The organism is Kitasatospora putterlickiae (assembly GCF_039527695.1).
GTDB lineage: Bacteria > Actinomycetota > Actinomycetes > Streptomycetales > Streptomycetaceae > Kitasatospora > Kitasatospora putterlickiae.
Genome location: NZ_BAAAKJ010000453.1, coordinates 11,078 through 19,267, shown reverse-complemented (window position 1 = coordinate 19,267; position 8,190 = coordinate 11,078). Strand labels below are relative to the sequence as shown.

Sequence of the window (8,190 nt, the reverse complement as noted above, 5' to 3'; positions counted from 1 at the left end):
CCGCTCCAGGCCGTCGAAGTAGGCGTCCACCACCTGGCCGTAGCGCCGCACCGAGTAGAGGCCGGTGGCGTGCACGCCGAGCCCGAGGCCCACGCAGTCGCGGATCGCGGTCAGGCCGGCGGGGGTGGCCGGGACCTTCACCAACAGGTTGGGCCGGTCCACCGCGCGGGCCAGTTCGACGGCCTCCGCGACCAGCGCGGCCGGGTCGTGGGCGAGCCGCGGGTCCAGGTCGGCGGAGACCAGCCCGTCGTGGCCGTGGGTGCCGCGGAAGACCCCGAGGAACTCCTCGCAGACCAGCCGCAGATCGTGCACGGTGGCGGCCCAGACCGAGCCCTCGGGGGAGACGTGGTGGTCCGCCAGCCGGGCCAACTGGTCGGTGTAGGCCGGGTGGTGGCTCAGCGGTCCGGCCAGCAGGGCCGGGTTGGTGGTGGCGCCGCGCAGGCCGGTGCGCTCGATCAGCCGGCCGAGCAGGCCCGAGGTGGCCAGATCGCGGTGGATCCCGTCCAGCCAGGGCGAGACGCCCTCGGCGATCAGCGGCCGCAGGTCTCCGGTGCGGGGGGAGGCGGCCGGCGGCTTCTTCACTGCGGGATCACTGCTCCTCGGCTCTGCGACGGTCCGCAAACGGGCCGTGGACCGAGGATAGGGAGCAATTCGTGCCCGGAAAAGTGAGTCCTTCGGTCAATGTCAGGTCGGGCGGGTGAACTCGGCGGCGGGTATTTGATGGAGTCCGCCGCCACCTGACGAAGTGCCGGGAACTCCGTTGGCCCCTCGGCCGCCCACGGTCAAGGATCGGGGGAACGCGCCGCCGTCCCTTAGGAGTTCGCCGCCGTGACCACGATTGCCGTCATCTATTACTCGTCGACCGGAAATGTCGCCAGGCTGGCCGGGGCGGCGGCGGACGCCGCCGGGAAGGCGGGCGCCGAGGTGCGGCTGCGCCGGATCGCCGACCTGCCGGACGACACCGTGGTCCCGGGCACCGAGGAGGCCGTCCGGGAGCTGCGGGTCCGTACCGCGGACGTGCCCGAGGCCACCCTGTCCGACCTGGCCTGGGCGGACGGCATCCTGATCGGAACCCCGGTGCGGTTCGGCCTGCCGGCCGCGCCGGTGCTGCGGTTCGTCGACTCGACGGCGCCGCTGTCGATCCCCGGCGGGCTGGCCGACAAGGCGGTCTCCGCGTTCACCTCGGGCTCGGCGCCGCACGGCGGCCACGAGACGGCGATCCTCGCGCTGCACAACGCGTTCTGCCACTGGGGCTCGCTGATCCTGGCCACCGGCTCCACCGATCCGGTGCTGTTCCGCCCGCACAACGGCAACCCGTACGGGGCCAGCGCGGTCTCCCGCAACGTGCCGGGCCAGGTGCACGAGGAGAACATCGCCGCCGTCGGGTTCCAGGCCCGCCGGGTGGTCCGGGTGGCCGGACTGCTCGGCGGCCTCGCCGACTAGCGGTCCGGCGGGTCCGCCGACCCGGGAGGGAGAGGACAGCGGGCCGCACCGGCCCGGGGCGGCGGCACGTGCACGAGCCTGTGCGACCCGCGGCCCAGCCCGCGCCAGGCGCTCGCCGTGGTGTCCGCCCGGCGTGCCTGAGCCGGGCTCCGCACCGCTGTGCACCACCCCAACCCACTCGCGGCCCGCGCCCCCGGGCCGCGTCCCCCAGGGAGGTCCGCACATGAGAAACAAGGTGGCATTCGTCACCGGCGCGGCGGGCGGCATCGGCGCCGCCGTGGTCCGGTTGCTGGCCGAGCGCGGCGCGCTGGTCGCGGCCGTGGACCGGGACGCCGAGCGCCTCGCCGGGCTGGCCGGCAAGCTGACCGCCGAGGGCCTCGCGGTGACGGCGATCCCGGCCGACGTCACCGACAGCGCCTCGGTCGAGGCGGCCGTCGAGGCCGCCGAGCGGCGGCTGGGGCCGCTCGACCAGCTGGTCAACAACGCCGGGGTGCTGCGGCTCGGCGAGATCCGCGACCTCGGCGACGAGGACTGGCGGACCACGTTCGCGATCAACGCTGAGGGCGTCTTCCGGGTCTCCCGGGCGGTGGTCCGGCGGATGATCCCGCGCGGGCGCGGCGCGATCGTCACCGTCGCCTCCAACGCCGCCCTGGTCCCGCGCACCGGGATGGCCGCCTACGCGGCCTCCAAGGCGGCGGCCACCCACTTCACCCGCAGCCTCGGCCTGGAGGTCGCCCGGTACGGCATCCGCTGCAACGTGGTGGCGCCCGGGTCGACGGACACCCCGATGCTCCGCGGGATGTGGCCGGACGCCGAGGCCGGGCGGGCCGCGACCCTCGCGGGGCTGCCGTCCGCGTACAAGGTCGGCATCCCGCTGGGCCGGCTGGGCCGCCCGGAGGACGTCGCGCACGCGGTGGCCTTCCTGCTCTCCGACGAGGCCGGGCACGTCACGCTGCACGCGCTCACGGTGGACGGGGGTGCCGGGCTCGGTGCGTAGCGACAGACCCTTCCCGCCGTCCCCGCCGTCCCCGCTGGACCGGGTGCTGGCCGCGCGGCCGCCCGCGTTCGCGCTGCTGCACCGGCCGGAGGCCACCGGTCCCGGCCTGGTCGAGCTGCTGCTCGGCGAGGTGTCCGCCCCGGCGGTGCTGGCCGAACTGCCGCTGTCCGACCGGCCGGCCGGCGAGCGGCACGAGCTGCTCGCCCTGGTCCCGTACCGGCAGATCGCCGAGCGCGGCTTCGAGGCCCCGGACGACGGCACCCCGCTGCTCGCGCTGAGCGTCACCGAGCAGGCCGTGCTGCCGCTCGCCGAGCTGCTCGTCCGCCTCCCGGACGGGCCGATCGAGCTGACCGGCGGCGGCTTCGAGCCCGGCGACGAGGAGTACGCGCAGACCGTCCGCCGGGTGGTCGCCGAGGAGATCGGCGAGGGCACCGGCGCCAACTTCGTGCTCAAGCGCTGCTACGCCGCCACGCTCTCCGGGGACGCCGTGGCCGCCGCGCTCACCCTGTTCGGCCGGCTGCTGCAGCGGGAGACCGGCGCCTACTGGACGTTCCTGGTGCACACCGGGGAGCGGACGCTGGTCGGCGCCACCCCGGAGCGGCACATCAGCGTGCACGGCGGGCGCGCGGTGATGAACCCGATCAGCGGCACCTACCGCTATCCGGAGCGCGGCCCGGACCTCGCCGGGCTGATGGCGTTCCTGGCCGACCGCAAGGAGGCCGAGGAGCTGTCCATGGTGCTCGACGAGGAGCTCAAGATGATGGCCCGGATCTGCCCGGGCGGCGGCCGGGTGGTCGGCCCCTACCTCAAGGAGATGGCCCGGCTGGCGCACACCGAGTACTTCATCGAGGGCCGCACCGGCCGGGACCCGCGCGAGGTGCTGCGCGAGACGCTGTTCGCGCCGACCGTGACCGGCGGTCCGCTGGAGTCGGCGGCCCGGGTGATCGCCAAGTACGAGCCAGGCGGCCGGGGTTACTACAGCGGGGTGGCCGCGCTGATCGGCCGGGACGCGGCCGGCGGGCGGACCCTGGACTCCGGCATCCTGATCCGCACCGCCGACATCGCGGCCGGCGGACGGCTGCGGATCGGCGTCGGGGCGACCCTGGTGCGGCACTCCGACCCGGGCTCCGAGGTGGCCGAGACCCGCGCCAAGGCGGCCGGCCTGCTCGCCGCGCTGGCGGACGGCGGCCGGGGCCGGTTCGCCGCGCACCCGGACGTGCGGGCGGCGCTGGCCGGGCGCAACCGGGGCCTGGCGGACTTCTGGCTCGCCGGGGAGGCCGAACGGGCCCGGCCGCGCGCCGGGCTGGCCGGGCGGCGGGTGCTGGTGGTGGACGCCGAGGACACCTTCACCGCGATGATCGGCCACCAGCTGCGGGCGCTCGGCCTGGCGGTGGAGGTCCGCCGGTTCGACGAGCCGTACGCGCTCGCCGGGCCGGACCTGGTGGTGCTCGGGCCCGGGCCCGGCGACCCGCGCGACACCGCGCACCCGAAGATCGCCCGTCTGCGCGCGGCGGTCCGGGAGCTGCTGGCCGCACGGCGGCCGTTCCTGGCGGTCTGCCTGAGCCACCAGGTGCTCAGCGCCGAACTGGGCCTGCCGCTGCTCCGCCGGGCGGTGCCCAACCAGGGCGTGCAGCGCGCGATCGACCTGTTCGGCGCCGCCGAGCGGGTCGGCTTCTACAACACCTTCGCGGCCTCCTGGGGCGGCGGGGCGGACGGGCGGGCGGGGTTCGAGGCGCCCGGCGTCGGCCCGGTGCGGATCGCCCGGGACGCCGCGACCGGTGAGGTGCACGCGCTGCGCGGGCCGGGCTTCGCCTCGGTGCAGTTCCACGCCGAGTCGGTCCTCACCCGTGACGGGGTCCGGATCACCGGTGATCTGATCGAACACGCGCTGGCATTGGCGCCGGCCGGTCGAATCGCGCCGGGGCGGCCGGAATTCCCCTGACGGATTGTGCACGTCCCTCAATCGTTCCACCCGGAAAAGGATGAGCGGAGCCGGAAAACCCCGGCGGAGCCACCGGAACCGACCCGAGCCACCGACAAGGAGAGATCACCGTGCTGGACGACGCCATGGTGGACGCGTACCTCGCCCGGATCGGCGCCGAACGCCCCGAGCGGGCCGACCTCGCCGCGCTCACCCGCCTCCAGGAGCGGCACGTGCTGTCCGTGCCGTTCGAGAACCTCGGCTACCACCTCGACGAGCCCGTCCACATGGACGAGCGGGTCCTCGACAAGATCGTCCGCCGGCACCGGGGCGGCGGCTGCTACGAGGTGAACCCGGCCTTCTCGTTCCTGCTCACCGCCCTCGGCTACCCGGTGGAGATCCTCCCCGGCCGGGTCCACCGCCCCGGCGGCACGCTCGGCGCCGCGCTGTGCCACCTCGCCCTGCGGGTCACCGCGGACGGCGAGCGGTGGCTGGTCGACACCGGCTTCGGCCGCAACAGCCGCCACCCGCTGCGGCTGTCCTCCCGCGAGGTCCAGCACGACCCGGACGGCGAGTACCGGCTGGCGGACGTCGAGGGCGGCGGCTTCGACGTGCTGCTCAACGACAGGCCGCTGTACCGGCTGGACGACCGCCCGGTGCGGATCGAGGACTTCCGCCCGACCCTCTGGTGGTACCGCACCGCGCCCGAGTCGCCCTTCCTCCAGGACGTGTTCTGCACCCTGCGCACCGAGGACGGCCGGATCACGCTCAAGGGCAACCAGCTCGCCACGCTGGCCGGCGGCGAGCGCGTCACCCGGGAGTTCGCCGGGGACGCGGCCGTGCTGGAGGCGTACAAGACCCACTTCGGGTTCAGCCTGGACCGGCTGCCCGCCCAGCCCGCGGGCGGCGTCACCGCCGGCGTCCAGACCGGATGACCCGCGCCATGGCCCCCGCGACCCCGCCGACCGACCCCGCCCGGCTGCCGGCCGTCTTCGCCGAGGCGTTCAACACCGGTGACCCGGCCGCCGTCGAGGCGCTCTTCGAACCCGGCGCCGCCTTCGTCGACCGCCCCGGCACCGTGCTCACCGGCGACGACCGGCGCGCCGCCGTCGCCCGCTTCCTGGCCCTCGGCCTGCCGATCCGGATCGAGCTGCGGCACTGCTACACCAGCGGCGACCTCGCCCTGCTGATCGGGGACTACCTGATCGAGGGCGAAGGCCCGGACGGCGGCCCGATCCGCTCCGAAGGCACCGCCACCGACGTCGCCCGGCGCGGCGCCGACGGCCGCTGGCGCTACGCCATCGACAACCCGCCCGGCACCGACCGCCTCCCCGAGGAGGGACCGCAGTGACCCCCGATCCGCTGCTCGACCCGCCCTTCGACGCCGACCCCGACCCGGACGCCTACCTGCGCGCCGCGATGCGCTGGCACTTCTCCCCGGAGACCGGCTCCCCGTTCTGGCTGTCCCGGGCCGGCTCGCTCGGCTTCGACCCGCTCACCGACGTCACCACCCACGCCGACCTGGCGAGGTTCCCCAACCTCGCCAACGAACTGCGCACCGCCCGGGTCGAGGACCTGCTGCCGCGCGGCTACGGCGGGCGCGCCGAGGTGGTCGGCGTCTACGAGAGCGGCGGCACCACCGGCGCGCCCAAGCGGGTCCTGCTGCTGCGCGACTGGCTGGACCGGCTGCTCGGCTGGTCCAGCGCCCAACTCGACCTGCACGGCGTGCCGCGGGGCGTCAACTGGCTGGTCGTCGGACCCACCGGACCGCACATGGTCGGCGACGTCATCAAGGCGCAGACCGCCCTGCGCGGCGGCCTCGCCTTCACCGTCGACCTGGACCCGCGCTGGGTCAAGAAGCTGATCTCGGCCGGCCGGGGCGAGGAGGCCGCCGCCTACGCCGAGCACATCGTCGACCAGGTCGCCTTCGTGCTGGAGACCCAGGACGTCGGCGTGCTGCTCTGCACCCCGCCGGTGCTGGAGCGGATCGCCCGCCGGGACGCCCTGGCCGGGCTGGTGAACGAGAAGGTCCGGGCGGTCAACTGGGTCGGCACCCAGCTGGACCCCGACACCCGCCACCTCTACCGCACCGAGGTCTTCCCCGGGGTGGTGCTCTACAGCGGCTACGGCTCGACCATGATCCTCGGCAACGCCGGCGAGCGCCCCGGGCTGACCGACGACGACCCCTGCGTCTACGACCCCTTCGCGCCGTACATGGGCTTCGACGTGGTCGACCCGGAGACCGGCCGGACGGTGGAGTACGGCGAGCGCGGCCAGGTGGTGATGCACCACGTCTCCAAGGGCCTGCTGATGCCCAACAACCTGGAGCGCGACCTCGCCACCCGGATCCCCGGGCCGCCCGGACAGCCGGGCGACTCGGTCGCGGACATCGCGCCGGTCCGGGAGTTCGAGGACGAGACGGTGATCGAGGGGGTGTACTGATGACGGATCTGCTGCAACTGGACGCGCTCGGCCCCGGTGCGCCCTACCGGGCCCGCCGGCGCACCGTGGTGGGCGACGTCACCGGCGCGCCGTTCGCCGAACTCAGTCTGGTGCCACGGCTGTTCGTCAACCGCGCGATGCGCGCCCTGCACGCCGCCGAGCCACTGCCGGCCGAGCGGCGGTCCGCCGCGCTCGCCCGGGCCGGGCGGATCTTCCTCACCGGGCGGATCGACGGCCTGGACCTCGCCGGCTACGAGCGGGCCGTCGCCCGGGTCTCCGGGGTGCCGATCGGGGTGGTCCGGGAGGCCGCGCGGGCGATCGCCGACTCCGCCGAGAAGGCCGGCTGGGCCGCCGGGCAGGCCCGCCCGGCCGGAGCGGTGGCCGACTGGCGGGAGGACGCCACGCTGACCGGCGGCGCGGTGTGGACCAGGCGCGGCGAGGTGTTCGCCGTGCACGCGGCCGGCAACCACCCCGGCCCGCACGGCCTCTGGCTGGAGGCGCTGGCGCTGGGCTACCGGGTCGCCGTCCGCCCCTCCCGCCGCGAACCGCTCACCCCGCACCGGCTGATCACCGCGCTGCGGCTGGCCGGCTTCGGTTCCGACCAGGTGGTGCTGCTGCCCACCGACCACGACGCCGCCGACGAACTGCTGGCCGGCGCCGACCTCGGCATGGTCTACGGCGGCGACGAGGTGGTCCGCAAGTACGCCGGAAGCACCGTGCTGCCGCAGGGCCCCGGCCGCTCCAAGATCCTGGTCACCCGGGACACCGACTGGCGCGGCCACCTGGACACCATCGTCGACTCGATCGCCCACCAGGGCGGCGTGGCCTGCGTCAACGCCACCGCCGTGCTGGTCGAGGGGGACCCGGCGCCGCTGGCGGCGGCGATCGCCGAACGGCTCGCCGCGCTGCCCACCCTGCCGCCGGAGGACGAGAAGGCGGTGCTCGCCGTGCAACCGGTCGCCGAGGCCCGGGCGATCGAGGCGTACCTGCTGCGCCGTGCGGCCGGCACCCGGGCCTGGCTCGGCGGGGACGGCGTGGTCGCCGAACTCGGCGACGGCAGCGCGGTGCTGCGCCCGGCGGTGCACCAGCTGGACCGGCCGGACGCCGAGCAGGCCGGGATCGAACTCGCCTTCCCCTGCGTCTGGGTGGCGCCGTGGAGCCCGGAGGCCGGGGTCGCGCCGCTGCGGAACTCGCTGGTGCTGACCGCGCTGACCGGGGACGACGCGCTGTTCGACCGGCTGCTGCGCGAGCCGGGCATCGCCAACGTCTACCGGGGCGACCACCCGACGTACTGGATCCGGCCGGGGGTGCCGCACGACGGCTACCTCGGGGAGTTCCTGATGCGGAGCAAGACGGTCATCCGCTGACCGGGCCGGGGTCCCGGGGG

At 75.4% G+C, this 8,190-nt stretch carries 8 protein-coding genes; 7 read left to right on the top strand and 1 reads right to left on the bottom strand.

Translation table 11 applies throughout. The annotated features are described in order from the left end of the window. Nucleotides 1-582, bottom strand: a 582-nt coding sequence (locus ABD308_RS36460) for a transaldolase family protein (RefSeq protein WP_344344514.1), incomplete at its 3' end; no start/stop codon positions are given. Between the two features lie 246 nt (nucleotides 583-828). Here ABD308_RS36460 and ABD308_RS36455 point away from each other — a divergent pair. The 7 genes from ABD308_RS36455 (at nucleotide 829) to ABD308_RS36425 (ending at nucleotide 8,170) form a co-directional block, all read left to right on the top strand. Next, nucleotides 829-1,443: a flavodoxin family protein gene (locus ABD308_RS36455; RefSeq protein ID WP_344344512.1), complete on the top strand. Its 615-nt coding sequence runs from the start codon at nucleotides 829-831 to the stop codon at nucleotides 1,441-1,443. 223 nt (nucleotides 1,444-1,666) lie between these two features. Then, the gene (locus ABD308_RS36450) at nucleotides 1,667-2,440 is read left to right on the top strand and encodes a 2,3-dihydro-2,3-dihydroxybenzoate dehydrogenase (RefSeq protein WP_344344510.1); all 774 of its coding nucleotides are present in this window, start codon (nucleotides 1,667-1,669) and stop codon (nucleotides 2,438-2,440) included. Continuing rightward, a complete protein-coding gene (locus ABD308_RS36445; RefSeq protein ID WP_344344508.1) occupies nucleotides 2,433-4,382 on the top strand; it encodes an anthranilate synthase family protein in 1,950 nt (649 codons plus the stop codon). The genes ABD308_RS36450 and ABD308_RS36445 overlap by 8 nt, the downstream gene beginning before the upstream one ends. A gap of 110 nt (nucleotides 4,383-4,492) precedes the next feature. After that, nucleotides 4,493-5,296: an arylamine N-acetyltransferase family protein gene (locus ABD308_RS36440; RefSeq protein ID WP_344344506.1), complete on the top strand. Its 804-nt coding sequence runs from the start codon at nucleotides 4,493-4,495 to the stop codon at nucleotides 5,294-5,296. Nucleotides 5,297-5,304: 8 nt separating this feature from the next. Continuing rightward, entirely contained in the window at nucleotides 5,305-5,712 is a 408-nt protein-coding gene (locus ABD308_RS36435) for a YybH family protein (protein ID WP_344344504.1), read from the top strand. After that, nucleotides 5,709-6,803, top strand: a complete 1,095-nt coding sequence (locus ABD308_RS36430; RefSeq protein ID WP_344344502.1) for a phenylacetate--CoA ligase family protein — start codon at nucleotides 5,709-5,711, stop codon at nucleotides 6,801-6,803. Before ABD308_RS36435 ends, ABD308_RS36430 begins: the two co-directional genes overlap by 4 nt. Next, nucleotides 6,803-8,170 carry an aldehyde dehydrogenase family protein gene (locus ABD308_RS36425; protein WP_344344500.1) on the top strand — a complete coding sequence of 456 codons (1,368 nt, stop codon included), beginning with the start codon at nucleotides 6,803-6,805 and terminating at the stop codon, nucleotides 8,168-8,170. The genes ABD308_RS36430 and ABD308_RS36425 overlap by 1 nt, the downstream gene beginning before the upstream one ends. Nucleotides 8,171-8,190 lie beyond the last annotated feature (20 nt).